Source organism: Kaistia sp. 32K, from assembly GCF_016629525.1.
Taxonomy (GTDB): Bacteria; Pseudomonadota; Alphaproteobacteria; order Rhizobiales; family Kaistiaceae; genus Kaistia.
Genome location: NZ_AP024269.1, coordinates 3,082,392 through 3,101,244, shown reverse-complemented (window position 1 = coordinate 3,101,244; position 18,853 = coordinate 3,082,392). Strand labels below are relative to the sequence as shown.

The following is an 18,853-nucleotide window of genomic DNA, read 5'->3' as shown; positions in this document are numbered from 1 at the left end:
TTGTCGACCGCCGACATGTCCAAATCATGGCACTTTAGGGTGAATATTAAGTTTACAGCATGAAATACGACGTGATTATCAGGTCTTCGTCAAATGCCGCCGCCAAGAGCGACCTTGAGCGACAGAAGATCGCGCCAGACCAGACGTTTTTGTATCGGCTGTAACAGAAGGTGTGACGGGTGCAGCGTCGCCATCGCCTGGATCTGCCGGTTGCCGGTGTCGTAGGTGCGCCACTGGCCGCGCAGCCGCAGAATTCCTTCCGAAGTCTGCAACAATTCCTTCGCCGCCGTAGCACCGAGGAAAACCAGGAAATCGGGATCGACGAGCGCGATCCGCCGCTCGATGAACGGGCGGCAGACGGCGGCCTCCTGCGGGGTCAGGGCGCGGTTGCCCGGCGGCCGCCAGGGTACGATCGGCGCTACATAGACGTCGCCGCGGGCGAGGCCGATGGCGGCGAGCATGCGGTCGAGCAGGGTGCCGGCGGGGCCGGCGAATACCTCGCCCTGCAGGTCCTCGTCGCGGCCAGGCGGATCGCCGATCAGCATGACGCGCGCGTTCGGATTGCCCTCGGCCGTGACCAGCGACTTCGCCGTCATCTTCAGGGCGCAGCCCTCAAAGCGGCCGAGGATGTCGTCGAGCTCGGCGAGCGAGTTGGCGCTCATCGCCGCTTCGCGGGCGGCAAACGCGTCCGCCTCGGGCGAGGCGGCGGTAGCGATCATTGGCTGTGGCCGGGGCGCCGGCTCGGCGACCGGCAGCGGCAGGTCGCGGCCGACCGGCTGCGGCGGCTCCTCGGCGGCGCGCGGCACCAGCCGGTTGACAGCCTCCTCCTCGATCGCCACGTCGACCTCGTTGGCGACGTACCAATCCAGCAGCGCGGCGAGCGCTTCGGGGGAGGGAGGATGAAACTCTCGGGCCATCATGCCGTTCTTGAGTAGGCGCAACCGGCACCTATGTCGACCCTGTGGGGGCAGCTCACAATAGCATAATTCAGGGAGAAACCGCCGTGACCGGACGTCTGTTGGCCGCTCTTCTCATCCTGGCACCTTCGATGGCACTCGCGGCCCAGCCGCGCACGGGGACGGCGGCGTTCGGCGATTGGCGCGCCGACCGGCCCGGCGTGCAGCGGCTGATCCGTCCCGGCGACCTGCCGGCGCCCTACGCGACGGATTCGGTCGCCACCCAGCCAGACGTCGTCGCCCGGCCGAAGAACCGGTTGCCGCGGGTTCCGGCCGGCTTCGTGGCGGAACTGGTGGCGCAGGGGCTGAAAATCCCGCGCGTCCTGCGAACCGCGCCGAATGGCGACATCTTCCTCGCCGAAAGCGGCGCCGGGCAGATCAGGGTGCTGCATTCCGGTGGCGGGGATCCCGCCATCTTCGCGAGCGGTCTCAACCGTCCCTATGGGATCGCTTTCTATCCACCCGGTCCGGATCCGCAATTCGTCTATGTCGCCGAGACGAACAAGGTCGTCCGCTTCCCCTATTCGCCCGGCGACCAGAAGGCGGGCGGCAAGGCCGAAATCATCGTCGACGGCCTGCCGAATGGCGGTCCGCACTGGACGCGCGACATCGCCTTCTCCGCCGATGGCAAGAAGCTGTTCATCTCGGTCGGGTCGGCGTCGAATGCCGGCGAGCGGATGGGGGAGAAAAGCCAGACGGCGATCGCCGACTGGGAGGGCCGGCACGGGCTCGGCGCTGCCTGGGGCCCGGAGGCGGGGCGGGCCGCCGTGCTCACGGCCGATCCCCACGGCGGCGGACTGCGAACCTTCGCGGCCGGGATTCGCAATTGCTCTGGCTTGGCGATCGAGCCGTCGAGCGGGGCACTCTGGTGCGCCACCAACGAGCGGGACGGCCTTGGCGACAATCTGCCGCCCGACTATGCGACGAGTGTGCGGGAGGGCGGCTTCTATGGTTGGCCCTGGTTCTATATCGGCGCCAACCCGGATCCGCGCCATGACGGCGCCCGTGCCGAGCTGAAGGATCGGGTCACCGTGCCGGATGTGCTGATCCAGCCCCATTCGGCGCCACTCGGCATGACCTTCTATGAAGGCGAGGCCTTTCCGGTCGACTATCGAGGCGACGGCTTCGTCGCGCTGCACGGCTCCTGGAACCGCGGCAAGCCGACGGGATACAAGGTAGTGCGCCTGCTCATGAAGGACGGCAAGCCGACGGGAGCCTATGAAGACTTCATGACCGGCTTCGTTCTCTCCGACAAGACATTGTGGGGCCGGCCGGTGGGCGTCACCACCGGCAAGGACGGCGCGCTCTACGTCTCCGAAGACGCCAACGGAACGATTTGGCGGGTTCGGAAGGCGAATTAATTCTGTAATACCGACCATCGCCGTCCCGATGCATCATGTTATGCGAGGGGCTCATCAAGTCCTTCGCAGATCTATATTTTCGGCATTGCCTGTCCTTTGTTGCTCTTCTAAACAGGGCCGACATTCGGAACCGGACAGGCAGTATGACACTCTCGGCAGAGCTTCCCGAACGCGAGGCGATGGAATTTGACGTTGTGATCGTGGGGGCTGGCCCCGCCGGTCTGGCAGCGGCGATCCGTCTCAAACAGCGCGATCCGGACATCTCCGTCGTTGTGGTGGAGAAGGGCTCGGAAGTCGGCGCGCATATCCTCTCCGGCGCGGTCCTCGATCCGATCGCGCTCGACAAGCTGCTGCCGGAATGGCGGCAGGAGACGGACACGCCGCTGAAGACACCGGTGACGGAGGACCAGTTCCTGTTCCTCGGTCCGGCCGGTTCGGTCCGCCTGCCCAATTTCCTGATGCCGCCGCTGATGTCGAACCACGGCAACTACATCGTCTCGCTCGGCAATGTCTGCCGCTGGCTGGCGGAGAAGGCCGAGGCGCTCGGCGTCGAGATCTATCCGGGCTTCGCGGCGGCGGAACTGCTGCATGACGAGAACGGCGCCGTCGCCGGCGTCGCCACCGGCGACATGGGCGTCGGCCGCGACGGCGAGCCGGGCCCGAATTTTCAGCGCGGCATGGAGCTTCGGGGCAAGTACACGCTGATCGGCGAGGGCGCGCGCGGCTCGCTCGCCAAGCAGCTGATCGGCGCCTTCGGCCTGGCGGAAGGGCGCGAGCCGCAGAAATACGGCATCGGCATCAAGGAGCTCTGGCAGGTCGATCCGAAGCTGCACAAGCCCGGCCTGGTGCAGCATTCCTTCGGCTGGCCGCTCGACGGCTCGACCGGCGGCGGCTCGTTCCTCTATCACCTCGAGGACAACCAGGTCGTCGTCGGCTTCGTGGTGCACCTGAACTACGAGAACCCGTATCTCTCGCCCTTCGAGGAATTCCAGCGCTTCAAGACGCATCCGGCGATCGCTCCCGTCTTCGCCGGCGGCAAGCGCCTCTCCTATGGCGCCCGCGCCATCACCGAGGGCGGCTATCAGTCGGTGCCGAAGCTGGTCTTCCCGGGCGGCGCGCTGATCGGCTGCTCGGCCGGTTTCGTCAACGTGCCGCGCATCAAGGGCAGCCACAACGCCATGCTGTCGGGCATGGAGGCGGCGGAGAACGTCGCCGACGCGCTGGCCGCCGGCCGCGCGCATGACGAGCTGCTCGGCTACGAGGCGAACTGGCGCTCGGGGCCGATCGGCAAGGACCTGAAGCGGGTTCGCAACGTCAAGCCGCTGTGGTCGAAGCTCGGCACCTATCTCGGCATCGCGCTCGGCGGCGCCGACATGTGGGCGAATACGCTCGGCTTCACGCTGTTCGGCACGCTGAAGCACGGCAAGCCGGATTTCGCCGCGACGAAGCCGGCGGCAGCGTGCAAGAAGATCGAATATCCGAAGCCGGACGGCGTTCTGACCTTCGACCGTCTCTCCTCGGTGTTCCTGTCGAACACCAACCACGAGGAAGACCAGCCGGTGCATCTGAAGGTGCTGGACGCGGCGCTGCAGAAGACGTCCGAGCACGATGTCTATGCCGGCCCGTCGGCGCGCTATTGCCCGGCCGGCGTCTATGAATGGGTCGAGGAGGCGGACGGCCCGCGCTTCGTGATCAACGCGCAGAACTGCGTCCACTGCAAGACCTGCGACATCAAGGATCCGAACCAGAACATCAACTGGACCACGCCGGAAGGCGCGGGCGGACCCAATTATCCAAATATGTGATGACGTTAGGGAATGTATTGGGCTCACCAATACGTGATCTCCACCGCCTAGGACTGGTCTCCTTGCCGTGTTAGCAGACCATCTTCGTCGTAATGGAGATTCTGCCTGTGTTAGTTGAGAAGCTTTCCAAGTTTCAGCCGTCCGCGCTCGGACTGCTGCGCATCGTTTCTGCTTTGATCTTCTTCGAGCACGGCACGCAGAAGCTTCTCGGCTTCCCGGCATCCGATAGTATGCCGGCGTTTCTCAGCCTCGGCTGGACGGCCGGCGTGCTGGAGCTGGTCGGCGGCTTCCTGCTGCTGATCGGCCTGTTCTCGCGTCCGGTGGCGTTCCTGCTGTCCGGCCAGATGGCCGTCGCCTACTGGCTGGCCCATGCGCCGCGCGGCTTCTATCCGGCGCTGAATGGCGGCGACGCCGCCATCCTTTACTGCTTCATCTTCCTGTTCATTGTCTTCGCCGGCCCGGGCCGCTGGAGCGTCGATGGCGCGCTCGGCCGCGAGCGCGTCTGATCACGTCCGCAGGAATTCGAGCAGCGCGCCGTTGAAGGCTTCCGGCTGCTCGACATTGCAGAGATGGGCGGCGTTGCGGATGATCTCCATCCGCGCGCCGTCGATCGAGGCGACCCATTCGCGGGCCTTGCCCGGCTGAACGGTCGGATCCTGATCGGCGCAGACGACGAGCGTCGGCGCCTGGATCAGCGTGATGTCGTCGCGCAGGTCCATTTCCCCCAGCGCCTCGCAGCAGGCGGCATAGCCCTCGGCCGGCGTGTCGAGGATCATCGCGCGGATGCGGGCCACCGTCTCCGGCGCCGCGACGCGAAAGCCCTCGCGAAACCAGCGGCCGATCACCGAATCGACCAGCGCCGCCAGCCCCTCGTTGCGTGCGGTCTTGGCGCGGCCTTCCCACATGTCGCGCGGCGGCAGATGCGGGGCCGAGACGCAGATGGCGAGCTTCTCGACATAGTCCGGTTTGTTCGCCGCGAGCCAGGCGCCGACCATGCCGCCCTTCGACATCCCCACGACATGCGCGCTCTCGACGCCGACAGCGTCCAGCACGGCGCGCGCATCTCGGCCGAGCCGGTCGATCGTATAGGGCGTATCGGGGACGTCGGAGCCGCCATGGCCGCGATCGTCGAAGCGGATAACGCGGAAATGTTCGCGGAAGGCGGGGAGCTGCGGCTCCCACATGCTGAGATCCGCTCCGAGCGCATTCGTCAGGAGAAGTGCTGGATTGCCATTGTCCGGATCGGCTTCGACATTCAGTCGGATGCGATCGTCCATAGCGATCAGTGGCATGAGAAACCCCGTACAACTTGCCAGCGGGATCGGTCGGCCGGCATGATGGCGATACGCGCCGGCGGGTGGAGGCCTCCACCTATATAATGGAAAAGGTCCGGCCAAAAGATCGGTTTACGCGGCGGGAATGCGGTCCCCTGTTGCCTTCAAATCTTACTATCTATAGGCTTATGGGATGAATATCCGGATGCTGCATCCCATACAAGTCGAGACGACCCTGGCACGCTTCTCCGCCGGCGCCGCCGCTTCCGGCAGCGTGTGCGCGCCGGCTCCCGTTTTCCCGCTCGACATGCCGATGAAATCAGCCTCGTTCGCTCGCCGGAAGCGGTCGTCGAGCCGCGCAGCCATCTCGCCATCGCTTCAAGAGGTTGATCGTGACGGCTGAACGACCGCTTCAACTGCAGGACGCCGACGTCCTCGGTCTCGCCGAGGACTGGCTCGAGGCCGGTCGGTCCGTGGCGCTCGCCACCGTGGTCGAGACCTGGGGATCGGCGCCGCGCCCCGTCGGCAGCCATCTGGTGATTGACGCGGACGGCCGCTTCGAAGGCTCGGTCTCGGGCGGCTGCGTCGAGGGCGCGGTGATCGAGGAGGCGATCGAGGTCATCCGAAAGGGGGAGCCGCGCCTGCTCGAATTCGGTATCGCCGACGAGACTGCCTGGCGCGTCGGGCTCTCCTGCGGCGGCCGCATCCGGGTCTATGTCGAGAAGGTGATCTGAGGTGGACCGTGCCACGCTCAACGCCCTGAACCAGGCGCGCCGGCGGCGACAGGCGGCCATCCTCGTCACCGATCTCGGCTCCGGCGTCGTGCGCCTGGTGCGCGAGGACGACGTCGACGCGACGATCGAGCCGGCGCTGGCCGAACTGCTGCCGGAGCGCTTCCGCTCGGCGCGGTCGGGACGGGTCGAAACGGCGGATGGCGGCGCGTTTCTCCTCACCGTTCATGTGCCGCCGCCGCGCCTCGTCGTCATCGGCGCCGTGCATATCTCGCAGGCGCTGGCGCCGATGGCCGGGATCGCCGGCTTCGACGTCGTGATCATCGACCCGCGCACCGCCTTCGCGACGCCGGAGCGCTTCGCCGGCATCGATCTGGTCGCCGAATGGCCGGAGTATGCGTTCAAGCGCGCGCCGCTCGACGCCTTCACGGCGGTCGCGGCGCTGACGCATGATCCGAAGATCGACGACGGGCCGCTCCAGGCGGCGCTCGCGGCGAACTGCTTCTATGTCGGCGCGCTCGGCAGCCGCAAGACGCATGCGCAGCGGGTCGAGCGCCTGATCGCGGCCGGCGTCGATCCGGCTGAGGTCGCCCGGATCCGCTCGCCGATCGGCCTCGCCATCGGCGCGCAATCGCCGGCGGAGATCGCCGTCGCGATCCTCGCCGAACTCATCGGGACGCTCCGCAGCCGCGGGGTCGCATCGGAGGCATCGCGGTGAAATTCGGACCCTGTCCCGTGGTCGAGGCCGAAGGCGCGCTGCTCGCGCATTCGCTGGCGCTGGACGGGCAGATGCTGCGGAAGGGGAACCGGCTGACCGCCGACCAGCTGGGGCTGCTGCGGGCGGCGGGCGTCGAGACGGTCGTCGTGGCGCGGCTCGGCGAGGGCGACGTGCACGAGGACGCGGCGGCGGCGCGGCTTGCCGGGGCGGTGGCGGGGCCGGGGGTCGAGGTCCATCCTCCCTTCACCGGCCGCGCCAATCTGCACGCCGAGGCCGATGGACTGCTGGTGGTCGACCGCGACGCCATCGATCGCTTCAACCGCGTCGATCCCGCGATTACGCTGGCGACGCTGCCGGCGCATGCGCCGGTGACGAAGGGCCAGATGGTGGCGACCGTGAAGATCATCCCCTTCGCCGTCCCTCTCGCGCCGCTGGAGGCGGCGGAGCGGGTCGCGGCGGCGTCGGCGCTGGTTCGCGTCGCGCCCTACCGGCCGCTCGCCGTCGGCCTCGTCGCCACTGTCCTGCCGACCCTGAAGCCCTCCATCCTCGACAAGACGCGACGGATGACCGAGGCGCGACTGAAGCCGGCAGGCGCATTCCTGATCGACGAGCGGCGCGTCGCTCATGTCGCCGCCGCCATCGCCGCGGCGCTGGCGGAGCTGGTGCGCGAGGGGGCGGAACTGCTGATCGTCTTCGGCGCGTCGGCGATGGTCGACGCCGAGGACGTGGTGCCGGCGGGAATCCAGGCGGCCGGCGGCCGGATCATCCATCTCGGCATGCCGGTCGATCCCGGCAATCTTCTGGTCGTTGGGGACCTGCAGGGCCGACCGGTCGTCGGCGCGCCCGGCTGCGCCCGCAGCCCGCGCGAGAACGGCTTCGACTGGGTGCTCGGCCGGCTGCTCGCGGGCCTGCCGATCGGGCCGGACGAGATCACCGGCCTCGGCGTCGGCGGCTTGCTGACGGAGATCGCCTCGCGGCCGCAGCCGCGCGAGACGGCCGAGGCCAAACCGCCGAAGGTCGCGGCGCTGGTGCTGGCGGCGGGAGAGGGCCGGCGGATGGGCGGCCCGAACAAGCTGCTCGCCGAGCTCGGCGGCCGCAGCCTCGTTCGCGGCGTCGTCGAGGCGGCGCTCGCCAGCAAGGCCGCGTCGGTGACGGTCGTCACCGGCCATCGCCGCGAGGCGGTCGAACAGGCCTTGGCAGGCCAACCGATCCGCTTCGTCGATAATCCCGACTATGCCGAGGGGCTCTCGACCTCGCTCCGGCAGGGCGTCGCCAGCCTCGACGCCGATATCGACGGCGTGCTGGTCATGCTCGCCGACATGCCGCTGCTGACGGCCGAAATCCTCGACCGGCTGATCGAGGCCTTCGATCCCGGCGCGGACCGGCTGGTGGTCGTGCCGACCCATGCCGGCAAACGCGGCAATCCGGTGCTCTGGTCGCGCGCCTTCTTCGGCGAGCTGCGGGCGATCCAGGGCGATACCGGCGCGCGGCATCTGATCGGTCAGCATGCCGATGCCGTCGTCGAGGTCGAGATCGGGCCCGAGGTCGCGCTCGATCTCGATACGCCGGAAGCGCTCTTCGCGGCGGGCGGCAAGCTGCCCGCCTGAGCGGTCGTGACAGGCTAAAGACCCTCACCCAACCCTCTCCCGCAAGCGGGCGAGGGCCTTGGCCCGGCACCTTCATCGATTGGCAGCGCAACGACGAGCGCGGGGGAGCTCCCTCTCCCGCCTGCGGGAGAGGGTTGGGGTGAGGGCGATCCGCCGGCTACGAGCAGCAGTCGTGCGCCGCCACAGCCGGACGATCCTCGTAGCGGTCGTGCCGGCGGACCCAGTCCATCGTCGATCGCTCGTTGCGGCCCTTCGGCGTCATGTCGAGGAAATGATGCGTGCCGATCAGCATGTCGCCGCCGCGCGCATAGGACGAGTAGGTGTGGAAGATCCGGCCGTCGGGATCCTTGTAGAAGACGCTGATGCCGGGCTGCTCCCCGGGCTCGCCGTCATGCAGCTCGTAATTGTACTCGTAGCGGCCGGCGGCGATTTCCGCCTCGGAGGGGTAGACGTGGTAGTCGGCGTTGAAGTCGCTTCCCGCCGACGACACCCATTTGAACTGCCAGCCCATCCGCTTCTTGTAGTCCTGGAAAGCGGCATAGGGCGCGCGGGAGACGGCGAGCAGCGTCACGTCGTGATGGGGGAGGTGCAGATTGACGCCGTCGATATGGTCGGAGACGAAGGAGCAGCCGGGGCAGCCCTCCTGCCAGTCCGGCCCGAACATGAAGTGATAGACGATCAGCTGACTGCGACCGTCGAAGAGGTCGGCGAGCGTTTCCGGGCCGTTCGGGCCCTCGAACACATAGGTCTTGTCGACCTCGACCCAGGGCAGCTGCCGCCTTTCGGCGCGGAGCTCGTCCAGGCGGTGCGTCAGCTCCCGCTCATTGGCGAGATGCGCCTTGCGCGCGGCGATCCACTCGTCGCGCGATACGACCTTCGGGTTGGATGTCGAACTGTCGAGCATGTTCATGGCAAAACTCCTTCGAAAGAGGATGCTTGCATCGCGGCGGCCACAGGCGCGCCGGTTCGTTCGGCCGGAGGCATCCGGCCGTCATCGGCAGGACGAGCCTGCCCGACAGGTTGGTTGCTGTGCGGGGGCGCCGGCCGGATGGGCCGGGCCGCCCCGAAAACCTATTTCTTCGCGCCACGCGTGACGAAGCGTTCCAGCTTGTCGATGGCGCCTTCCCAGCCATCCCGGTGGCTCGCGACGGTGGCTTCGTCGGCGAGGAGGGCGTGGGTGAGGGTCAGCATGGTGCCGCCTTCCTCGCCCCGCAGCGTGATGGTCATGAGCGTCGGCATCTCCGGCATTTCGAGCCAGGTCCAGGTGAAGACCAGCTTCTCGTCCGGCACGACTTCCTGGTAGACGCCGCTGGCGCCGTGCTCGCGGCCGTCGCTGGAGCGGAAGCGGATGTTGTAGGCGCCGCCGACGCGCAGGTCCGTCTCGGCGACGACGCTGCCTTCCTCGGTCTCGCGCGGTCCGAACCAGTGGACGAGCTTCGCGGGGTCGGTCCAGGCCTTGAAGATCCGGGCGGGTGACGCCTTGATCTGGCGTTTCAGGGTCAGGCTCGGCAAGTCTTTCATGATAGATCGTCGTCCTCCACGAAGTGGGCGAGGCGGTCGAGCTGGGCCGACCAGAATTGCTGATAGTGATCGAGCCAGGCCATCGCGTCGGCCATCGGCGCGGCGTTCAGGCGGCAGGTCACGGTGCGTCCCGTCTTCTGGCGTGTGATCAGCCCCGCGTCCGAGAGGACGTTGAGGTGCTTCAGGATCGCCGGAAGCGAGACCGGAAAGGGTTCGGCGAGTTCGCTGACCGAGGCTCCGTCCTGCGAGACCAGCCGGGCGAGCAGGGCGCGCCTTGTCGGATCGGCAAGCGCCGCGAAGGTCCGGTCCAGATCAGGTTCGCTAAACTTAACCATGTGGTTAAGTGTATGCCCTGCCGACAGCTAATGTCAACCCGGTCGCGGGATCGCGGGGAAAAGCGCCGGCGCGCGGCCCTCGCGAGACGCCCGCAACCCAGGCTGGCAGCACTTCTACGGCAATGCTGCTAAAATACTGATATTAAAAGATAATCGTTGAAATCCGGGGTGGTTTTTGAGACCATGGGGACGGTCCCATGGAGGGCCTGTCGAATACCAGAGGAGGTGCTTATGCCGTCACCCCTGCTGCGTCAGCTTTCCGGATATAGCCTGACGACGGCGCATATCCTGTACCGTCTTCCGGATCATCCGGTCTTCCTGCAGAGCTTCATCTGGCAGGAATACGACCTTGCTCCCGATTTCCCCGAACTCACCCGGTTTCTCGATTTCTGGAAGCGCGAAATCGATGGCCCGCTACATTCGGTGCGGGTCGCGCACAAGGGCCTGATCGGCCCGGCGGAATGCCGCATCGCCGCCGCCGAGTTCAGTCTGAACTGAGGGCCGGCAGCTTGCGGCATGGGCAGGGCACCGTCGCCCCGGCGTAGGCCGGGATGACGGCGGAGCGGAGAACCTACCCGTCGTGGCCGTAGGGCGGGGCGGGGATGGCCTGGTGGGCGGCGCGCAGCGCCGCGGACCAGTGCGAGCGCAGGTCGGCGAAATAGGCGTCGCTGTCGTCGATGCGGTGCGAGACCGCGAGCTTCAGCTCGCCCCGGCGGATGACGGCGATGTCGATCGGCATGCCGACGCCGAGATTGGAGCGCAGCGTCGAATCCATCGAGATGAGCCCGAGCTTCAGCGCCTCGGATGTGTCGGTGTCGCCCGTCACCGCGCGGTCGAGGATCGGCTTGCCGTATTTGTGCTCGCCGATCTGCAGGTAGGGCGTGTCGGTCGTCGCCTCGATGAAATTGCCGGCCGAGTAGATCATGAACAGGCGCAGCCGCCCGCCCTTGACCTGGCCGCCGAGCAGCATGGTGACGTCGAAGCTCGCGGCCTGCTGCTCCATCGACTTGCCGTGGATGCGGTAGACCTCGCGGATGGCGCGGCCGACGAACTGCGCCACCTTGAACATGGAGGGGATGGTGTAGATCGTCTCGATCTTGCCGGTCTCGGGGTTCTCGAGTCCGTCGTTCAGCACGTTCAGCACGGATTGGCTGACGGCGAGGTTGCCCGCCGTGGCGATTGTGATGACGCGCTCGCCCTCCGTCTGGAAGAGGTGCAGCTTCCGGAACGTCGCGATATTGTCGAGCCCGGCATTGGTGCGGGTGTCGGCCAGCATGACCAACCCGTCACGCACCAGGATTCCAACGCAATAGGTCATAAACTCTTCGTCCTACCCCGCCCCGGGCGGAGTTTTAGAAGACTGAGTTTGAGGCGCAAGTGAAAATACGGCGCCTCTCTCTCTTTGCGCACGAGCCTCGGTGACGCGGATCGAGATCGCGGGCGCTTCGGCGCCGGCGCCATAGGCCATGCCGCGCACCGGCGCGGCGCCGATACCGTCGAGGCCGATGGCGAGCCGCACATGGGTATCGACCGGGCAGAGGTTCATCGACGCGTCGAAGCCGATCCAGCCGACGCCGTCGACATGGGCCTCGGCCCAGCCATGCTCGGCGGTGGCCGGTGCCTCCGTGTCGGGCCGGAACAGATAGCCGCTGGCATAGCGGGCGGGGATGCCGAGATGGCGCGCCGCTGCGATCATCACATGCGCCGTGGCGCGGCCGTCGCCGCGGCCGGCCGCGAAGGTCGCCTTGGCGCTCGCATCCGTGCCGTCGCCGCCCGAGAGGATCTTTTCGTGCACGCCCGCCATCAGCGCGTGCAGGCGGGCCAGCGGATCGGCCGGGGCCGCCGCCGTGACGTCCTCGGCGAAGGCGCGGATGGCGGCGTCCGGCGTCGTCAGCGGCGTGACGCGCAGAAAGACGCCGACGGGAAAGCGTTCCTTCTGGCCGCGCACCATTCCGGCCATGTCATGCGTCTCGACGTCGCCGAGCGCGGTGATGGTGAGCCCGTCGAGCCGCCCCTCCGTGGTGAAGGAATGGACGCGGTTGCCGAACGGGTCGGTCGCCGGGTCGAGCCGGCAGTCATGGTCGACCTCGATGCGCCAGTTGACGACGAACTGGCCGTCATGGCCGCGCGGCGTCAGCCGCAGGGTCTGGATCGCGCCGGTCGCCGGCGGATCGAAGCGGTAGGCGGTTTCGTGGACGATGCGGAGGCGCATGAGGCGGTCCCGTCAGGCGAGGTACTGATCAGTGATCGCCTGGCCGAGGCGTGCGTTCTCGCCGATGAACTCGGTCAGGAACTCGTGCAGGCCATCGCGGAAGACATCGTCGATGGTGGCGTTCTGCAGCCGGTTGCGGGTCGAGCGGGCGACGCGCTGCGCCAGTCCCTGCCGGCCATAGGCGAGCGACAGCTCGTCCAGGAAGGCGCAGATATTGTCGTAGCAGGAGGCGAGCGAGCGCGGCAGCTGGTCGTTCAGGACCAAGAGATCGGCGACCAGCCACGGCTTCAGGCTCTCGCGATAGACCCAGTGATAGGCGGTGTTGGCCGAGACGGAGCGCAGGATCGACGACCACTGGAAATAATCGAGGCCGCCGCCGACGCTCTCCTGGGCGGGGAGCAGCAGGTGGTATTTCACGTCGAGGATGCGCGCGGTGTTGTCAGCCCGCTCGATGAAGGATCCGAGGCTCGAGAAGAAATAGACGTCGTTGCGGATCATCGTCCGGTAGGCGGAGCCGTCGAAGCGGAGCGACGCCTCCTTCACATAGATCAGGAAGGCGTTGAGCTTCATCCGGTCGCGGGCGGCGCCGTCGAAATCGCGCAAGCCCAGCCAGGCGCCGTTGATCGCCTCCCACATTTCCGAGGTCAGCGCCGTGCGCACGGTGCGGGCGTTGACGCGAGCCCGCTCCAGGCAGGAGCGGATGGAGGAGGGGTTCTCCGGAGAGAAGGCCAAGAAGTCGATGATGTTCTCGGCCGTCGGCTCGCGGTTCAGCGATTGGAACAGGCCAAGCGCGCCGGTGGCGGCGACGGCCGATTCCCATTCATTGGAGCCGCCGGCATAGGCGATCGGCATGGCGGCGAGGCGGTTGGCGGCGTCGATGATGCGGGCGGTGTTCTCGGCGCGCTCGACATAGCGGGCGAGCCAGAACAGATTGTCGGCGGTACGGCTCAGCACGGAAGAAAACTCCGGGAATCGGGACGGTCAGGCATCGAGCACCCAGGTATCCTTGGTGCCGCCGCCCTGGCTCGAATTCACCACCAGCGATCCCTCCTTGAGGGCGACCCGGGTGAGCCCGCCGGGCACGATGCGGACCTTGTCGCGGCCCGAAAGCACGAACGGGCGTAGGTCGACATGGCGCGGCGCGATGCCGGAATCGACGAAGGTCGGCGAGGTCGAGAGCGCCAGCGTCGGCTGGGCGATGAAATCGTCCGGATTGGCGCGGAGCTTGGCGCCGAACTCTTCCCGCGTCTTGCGGTCCGAGGCGGGGCCGATCAGCATGCCGTAGCCGCCGGAGCCTGCGACTTCCTTCACCACCAGGCTGTCGAGATTGTCGAGCACGTATTTGAGCGAGTCCGCCTCGCGGCAGCGCCAGGTCGGCACGTTCTTCAAAATCGGCTCCTCGCCGAGATAGAAGCGGACGATCTCCGGCATGTAGGAATAGACCGCCTTGTCGTCGGCGACGCCGGTGCCGACGGCGTTGGAGAGCGTGATGTTGCCGGCGCGATAGGCGTTCATCAGCCCCGGCACGCCGAGGATCGAATCCGGCCGGAAGGTCAGGGGATCGAGGAAGTCGTCGTCGAGGCGGCGATAGAGCACGTCGACGCGCTTCGGCCCCTCGGTGGTGCGCATGTAGACGACATTGTCGCGCACCAAGAGGTCACGGCCCTCGACCAGCTCGATGCCGAGCTTGTCGGCGAGGAACGAGTGCTCGTAGAAGGCAGAGTTGAACGGGCCCGGCGTCAGCAGCGCCACCGTCGGATCGCCCGATGCCGAGCGCGGGGCAACGGATTTCAGCGTCGCGAGCAGCGCGTCCGGATAATTCTCGACCGGGGCGATGCGGTGTTCCGCGAACAGGTCCGGGAACAGCTTCATCATCACTTCCCGGTTCTCCAGCATGTAGGAGACGCCGGACGGCGTGCGGGCATTGTCCTCCAGCACGTAGAAGGTGTCGGGATCGACGCGGACGATGTCGATGCCGGCGATCATGACGTAGATGTCGTGGGCGAGCTTCAGCCCCGCCATCTCCGGCCGGTAGTAGGGGTTCTGGTAGATGAGATCCTCCGGCACGACGCCGGCCTTCAGGATCTCGCCCTTGGAGTAGATGTCGGCGAGGAAGGCGTTCAGCGCCTTGACCCGCTGCTCCAGCCCCTTCGAGAGCTTGGTCCATTCCGGCGCGGTGATGATGCGCGGAATGATGTCGAACGGGATGATCCGTTCCTCGCCGTCATTGTCGCCATAGACGGCGAAGGTGATGCCGATGCGGCGGAAGAGCAGCTCGGCTTCGGCGCGCCGGGTGGATAGGAGGTCCGGCGGGGTCGAATCCAGCCAGCGTTTGAGGATCTCGTAGCCTGGCCGGCAGCTTTCGCTGCTCGCGCTCATCTCGTCGAAGGCAACGACCATCTGCGCGCCATCCTCCTCTGTTTGCTCCTTCCGAACCGCAAGCTCCGTGCCAACCGGAGATCAGGCCCGGTTGCCGGTACACCCGCAGCGTTGGAGTGCGGGAACCATTGCATATGAGCCGGGCATTCTTGGCTAGTGGCAATCGGCCGAATTCGGACGAACGGCGCGTTTCGGCGCGAAAGTCGGCAATTGCCTGAAAAACGGACAGTCCGGCCGCTGTCTTTCCCGGCACGCGGCCGGTGAGGGCGCAGGCGTCCGGCTCGGGAACGCTGGCCGCCTCCGCGCGTTTTCCAGCATCTCGTGTCGAAGCGAAGCCATCGGGTTTCCGATCTCTCTCGATCACGCAGTCGCCCATTTGAGGGAAGCCGAATTGCGACCGCCTTTGCCCGCGCGACGCCTCGGGCGGGGCATGCCTGCGTTCGGCCCGTCGCCAGATCAGAGGCGGCCGCGCGGTCAGGCGAGCCGGAGGCTCCAGGCGCGGGAGGTCGAGGACGTTCAAAGGAAAGTGCCATGCAGAAGATCACCCCCTTTCTCTGGTTCGACAATCAGGTCGAAGAAGCCATCATTTTCTACGTTTCCATCTTCAAGAACGCGAAGGTCGGCAAGGTGGCGCGCTATGGCGAGGCCGGTCCCGGTCCCAAGGGCAGCGTCATGACCGCGTCCTTCTCGCTGGAGGGGCTCGAGTTCACGGCGCTCAATGGCGGCCCCCATTTCAAGTTCAACGAGGCGATCTCCTTCGTGGTGACCTGCGAGAGCCAGGCCGAGATCGACGAGCTCTGGGAACGGCTGTCGGAAAGCGGCGGCGCCACCAGCCGCTGCGGCTGGCTCAAGGACAAGTTCGGCGTCTCCTGGCAGGTGGTGCCGAGCATCCTCGTCCCCATGCTGACCGACCCGGACGCGAAGAAATCGCAGCGGGTCATGGAAACGCTTCTCGACATGACGAAGATCGACATCCAGGCGCTCAGGCAGGCTTATGAAGGCGAGCTCGCCTGAACCGCGACGCCCAAGCGCCTCTCCGCTGTGGCGCCGGGACCAGATCTGCCTTAGCTTGCCGCCCCGGCGGCAGCGCCGTGGCACGGTTCAGGAATGATCGGAAGAGATGATGCAGTATCGTCGTTTGGGGAAATCCGGGCTCAAGGTCAGCGAGCTGTCGCTCGGTTCGTGGGTGACGTTCGGCAAGCAGGTCGACGAGCGCGACGCGCTCGACATCATGGCGCTCGCCTATGAGCGAGGCATCAATTTCTTCGACAATGCCGAGGGCTACGAGGCCGGCGTCTCCGAGGCGCTGATGGGCGAGGCGCTGGCCAAGCTCGCCTGGAGCCGCGACAGCTACATCGTCTCCAGCAAGGTGTTCTGGGGTGGCGACAAGCCGACCCAGCGCGGGCTTTCGCGCAAGCACGTCACCGAGGCCTGCCACGCGGCGCTGAAGCGGCTCAAGGTCGACTATCTCGACCTCTATTTCTGCCACCGCCCCGACATCGACACGCCGATCGAGGAGACGGTGCGGGCGATGCACGACCTCGTGCAGCAGGGCAAGGTGCTCTACTGGGGCACGTCGGAATGGTCGGCGCAGCAGCTGACCGAGGCCTGGGCGGTCGCCAAGGATCTTCGCATCACGCCGCCGACCATGGAGCAGCCGCAGTACAATCTGTTCGAGCGCGACAAGGTCGAGGGCGATTACCGCCCGCTCTACGACCTGATGGGGCTCGGCACGACGATCTGGTCGCCGCTCGCTTCCGGCATCCTCACCGGCAAGTACAACAAGGGCATTCCGGCCGGCAGCCGCCTCGACCTGCCGGGCTATGAATGGCTGAAGGAGCTCTGGCAGAGCGAGAGGGGCCGCCAGCGCATCGCCCAGGTGGAAAAGCTCGCCGAGGTCGCGGAAGAGATCGGCCTGCCGATCCACCATCTGGCGCTGCTCTGGTGCCTGGCCAATCCGAACGTCTCGACCGTCATCCTCGGCGCGTCGAAGAAGGCGCAGCTGGAAGACAATCTCTCGGCCCTCGAAAGCCGCGACAAGCTGACCGCCGACGTGCTGGAAAAGATCGACGCCATCCTCGGCAACAAGCCCGCCGCGCCGCAGCGGTTCTAGTCGCCCTTCTTTCGAGCTGTGTTTCAAAGCTCGATCATCATCCTGAGGTGCCCGGCGAAGCCGGGCCTCGAAGGAGTGTCCAGGGAGCGCTTCGCTGGACCCTCCTTCGAGGCTTCGCTGCGCGAAGCACCTCAGGATGATGACGGTGCCAGTCGATCGGTCTGAAAGGCTCGGACGCCCCGCCGCCGGCCCGATTGCGCGGTCCGGCGGTGCGCGCTAAAGCGTGCGCATGACCCACGCACCCGTCACCGTCCGCTTCGCGCCGTCGCCGACCGGCTATCTCCATATCGGCAATGCGCGCCCCGCGCTGCTCAACTGGCTGTTCGCGCTGAAGGCCGGCGGGCAGTTCATCCTGCGGCTGGACGATACCGATCGCGAGCGCTCGAAAGAGGAATATGCTGAGGCGATCCAGCGCGATCTCGCCTGGCTCGGCATCGCGCCGCACCGCTTCGAGCGCCAGTCGCTGCGCACCGATTCCTATGATGCCGCCGTGGCGCGGCTGAAGCAGGCCGGTCGCCTCTATGCCTGCTACGAGACGGCGGAAGAGCTCGACCGCAAGCGCAAGCGCCAGCAGGCGCGCGGCCTGCCGCCGGTCTATGACCGCGCGGGCCTCAAGCTGACCGATGCCGATCGTGCCAAGCTGGAATCTGAAGGCCGCCGGCCGCATTGGCGCTTCAAGCTCGACGAGAGCGTCGGCCACGTCACCTGGGACGATCTGGTGCGCGGACCGCAGATCGTCGATATCGGCTCGCTCTCCGATCCCGTGCTGGTGCGCGAGGACGGCACCTATCTCTACACGCTGCCCTCGGTCGTCGACGACGCCGACATGGGCGTGACCCACATCATCCGCGGCGACGACCACGTCACCAACACGGGCGTGCAGCTGCAGCTGTTCGAGGCGCTCGGCGCGCCGGCGCCGGTATTCGGCCATCACAACACGCTGACGACGTCGACGGGCGAGGGGCTCTCGAAGCGGACCGGCGCGCTGTCGCTCGGCTCGCTGCGCGAGGAAGGCTACGAGCCGATGGCGGTCAATTCGCTCGCCGTGCTGATCGGTACTTCCCATTCCGTCGAGCCGGTCGTCGACCTCGCGACGCTCGCCGGCATGGTCGATCTCTCCATGGTCTCGAAGGCGCCGGCGAAGTTCGACCCCGCCGATCTCGACGGCCTCAACGCCAAGCTGCTGCACGCCAAGCCTTATGCCGAAGTCGCGGAGCGGCTTTCAGCGCTCGGCGTCGCCGGCGGCGAGGATTTCTGGAACGCGGTGCGCGGCAATCTCGTCCGCCTCCGGGATGCGGTCGAATGGTGGCAGGTGGTCACCGGGCCGGTCGCGCCCCACGTGGCCGCCGATGCCGACGAGGCGGCGTTCTTCGCCGAGGCGCGCAAGGTGCTGCCGGAAGGGATTTTCGACGGGCAGAGCTGGAAGGTCTGGACCGACGCAGTCAAGGCGGCGACCGGGCGCAAGGGCCGGGCGCTGTTCATGCCGCTCCGCCAAGTGCTAACCGGCCTCGACCATGGCCCGGAGCTGGCGGCGCTGCTGCCGCTGATCGGCCGTGACGCGGTCATCGCCCGCCTCGACGCCGTGGCGACGCCCGCCGGCTGATGCTGCCTTTGACCTCTCCCTGAGGGAGACCTTCGCGCAGCACCGCCTTCATCGTGCTGATCGGATCTTGCCACCCTCCGCCGTCATCCCGGCGAAGGCCGGGATCCAGAAACACCGGCATGTGGCCGATAGGCTGGGCCAAGCTTTCTAGGCCGGTGTTCATGGGCCCCGGCCTTCGCCGGGGCGACGGTGCCCTGCCCATGGCCCAGAGCTGTCGGTCCGGCCTCTCCCTTGAGGT

At 66.9% G+C, this 18,853-nt stretch carries 19 protein-coding genes; 10 read left to right on the top strand and 9 right to left on the bottom strand.

From position 1 onward, the window contains the following. Positions 1–89 precede the first annotated feature (89 nt). Positions 90–917, bottom strand: coding sequence for a uracil-DNA glycosylase (locus K32_RS14395; protein ID WP_201400185.1), 828 nt, complete (start codon positions 915–917; stop codon positions 90–92). An 86-nt stretch (positions 918–1,003) separates the two neighbouring features. Between K32_RS14395 and K32_RS14390 the strand changes: the two genes are divergently transcribed. The 3 genes from K32_RS14390 (at position 1,004) to K32_RS14380 (ending at position 4,628) form a co-directional block, all read left to right on the top strand. Next, positions 1,004–2,317 (top strand): sorbosone dehydrogenase family protein, encoded by a 1,314-nt coding sequence (locus tag K32_RS14390; protein ID WP_371812680.1) that lies wholly within the window; start codon positions 1,004–1,006, stop codon positions 2,315–2,317. A 143-nt stretch (positions 2,318–2,460) separates the two neighbouring features. Continuing rightward, positions 2,461–4,122, top strand: coding sequence for an electron transfer flavoprotein-ubiquinone oxidoreductase (locus tag K32_RS14385; RefSeq protein ID WP_201400184.1), 1,662 nt, complete (start codon positions 2,461–2,463; stop codon positions 4,120–4,122). Positions 4,123–4,229: 107 nt separating this feature from the next. Beyond that, positions 4,230–4,628 carry a DoxX family protein gene (locus K32_RS14380; RefSeq protein WP_244669517.1) on the top strand — a complete coding sequence of 133 codons (399 nt, stop codon included), beginning with the start codon at positions 4,230–4,232 and terminating at the stop codon, positions 4,626–4,628. Here K32_RS14380 and pcaD read toward each other — a convergent pair whose 3' ends face one another. Beyond that, positions 4,629–5,414, bottom strand: a complete 786-nt coding sequence (gene pcaD, locus K32_RS14375; RefSeq protein ID WP_201400182.1) for a 3-oxoadipate enol-lactonase — start codon at positions 5,412–5,414, stop codon at positions 4,629–4,631. A gap of 374 nt (positions 5,415–5,788) precedes the next feature. Between pcaD and K32_RS14370 the strand changes: the two genes are divergently transcribed. Genes K32_RS14370 through K32_RS14360 form a run of 3 tightly spaced genes read left to right on the top strand, consistent with a single transcriptional unit; the run spans position 5,789 to position 8,452 of the window. Next, the gene (locus K32_RS14370; protein ID WP_371812679.1) at positions 5,789–6,130 is read left to right on the top strand and encodes an XdhC family protein; all 342 of its coding nucleotides are present in this window, start codon (positions 5,789–5,791) and stop codon (positions 6,128–6,130) included. Between the two features lies 1 nt (position 6,131). Beyond that, positions 6,132–6,845 carry an XdhC family protein gene (locus K32_RS14365; protein ID WP_201400180.1) on the top strand — a complete coding sequence of 238 codons (714 nt, stop codon included), beginning with the start codon at positions 6,132–6,134 and terminating at the stop codon, positions 6,843–6,845. Continuing rightward, positions 6,842–8,452 (top strand): NTP transferase domain-containing protein, encoded by a 1,611-nt coding sequence (locus K32_RS14360; RefSeq protein ID WP_201400179.1) that lies wholly within the window; start codon positions 6,842–6,844, stop codon positions 8,450–8,452. The genes K32_RS14365 and K32_RS14360 overlap by 4 nt, the downstream gene beginning before the upstream one ends. A gap of 157 nt (positions 8,453–8,609) precedes the next feature. Here the strand turns inward: K32_RS14360 and K32_RS14355 are convergent, their stop codons facing one another. From K32_RS14355 to K32_RS14345, 3 genes are all read right to left on the bottom strand, one after another. After that, a complete protein-coding gene (locus K32_RS14355; protein ID WP_201400178.1) occupies positions 8,610–9,362 on the bottom strand; it encodes a thioredoxin family protein in 753 nt (250 codons plus the stop codon). A 161-nt stretch (positions 9,363–9,523) separates the two neighbouring features. After that, positions 9,524–9,973, bottom strand: a complete 450-nt coding sequence (locus K32_RS14350) for an SRPBCC domain-containing protein (RefSeq protein WP_244669515.1) — start codon at positions 9,971–9,973, stop codon at positions 9,524–9,526. Further along, entirely contained in the window at positions 9,970–10,308 is a 339-nt protein-coding gene (locus K32_RS14345) for a helix-turn-helix transcriptional regulator (protein ID WP_201400177.1), read from the bottom strand. The genes K32_RS14350 and K32_RS14345 overlap by 4 nt, the downstream gene beginning before the upstream one ends. Positions 10,309–10,533: 225 nt before the next feature. On the opposite strand from K32_RS14345, the gene K32_RS14340 reads away from it, so the two are divergent. After that, a complete protein-coding gene (locus K32_RS14340) occupies positions 10,534–10,806 on the top strand; it encodes an usg protein (RefSeq protein ID WP_201404502.1) in 273 nt (90 codons plus the stop codon). A gap of 73 nt (positions 10,807–10,879) precedes the next feature. Here K32_RS14340 and K32_RS14335 read toward each other — a convergent pair whose 3' ends face one another. From K32_RS14335 to K32_RS14320, 4 genes are read right to left on the bottom strand one after another with little or no spacing between them, the layout of a single operon-like run. After that, a complete protein-coding gene (locus K32_RS14335) occupies positions 10,880–11,626 on the bottom strand; it encodes a peptidase (protein ID WP_201400176.1) in 747 nt (248 codons plus the stop codon). Between the two features lie 12 nt (positions 11,627–11,638). After that, complete coding sequence (locus K32_RS14330; RefSeq protein WP_201400175.1) at positions 11,639–12,520, bottom strand: transglutaminase family protein; 882 nt, start codon at positions 12,518–12,520, stop codon at positions 11,639–11,641. 12 nt (positions 12,521–12,532) lie between these two features. Next, positions 12,533–13,474, bottom strand: coding sequence for an alpha-E domain-containing protein (locus tag K32_RS14325; RefSeq protein ID WP_201400174.1), 942 nt, complete (start codon positions 13,472–13,474; stop codon positions 12,533–12,535). Positions 13,475–13,501: 27 nt separating this feature from the next. Beyond that, positions 13,502–14,920, bottom strand: a complete 1,419-nt coding sequence (locus K32_RS14320) for a circularly permuted type 2 ATP-grasp protein (protein WP_201400173.1) — start codon at positions 14,918–14,920, stop codon at positions 13,502–13,504. 510 nt (positions 14,921–15,430) lie between these two features. Between K32_RS14320 and K32_RS14315 the strand changes: the two genes are divergently transcribed. From K32_RS14315 to gltX, 3 genes are all read left to right on the top strand, one after another. After that, entirely contained in the window at positions 15,431–15,913 is a 483-nt protein-coding gene (locus K32_RS14315) for a VOC family protein (RefSeq protein ID WP_201400172.1), read from the top strand. Between the two features lie 109 nt (positions 15,914–16,022). Next, complete coding sequence (locus K32_RS14310; RefSeq protein WP_201400171.1) at positions 16,023–17,012, top strand: aldo/keto reductase; 990 nt, start codon at positions 16,023–16,025, stop codon at positions 17,010–17,012. Positions 17,013–17,241: 229 nt separating this feature from the next. Continuing rightward, complete coding sequence (gltX, locus tag K32_RS14305; RefSeq protein WP_201400170.1) at positions 17,242–18,615, top strand: glutamate--tRNA ligase; 1,374 nt, start codon at positions 17,242–17,244, stop codon at positions 18,613–18,615. The last annotated feature ends 238 nt before the right edge of the window (positions 18,616–18,853 follow it).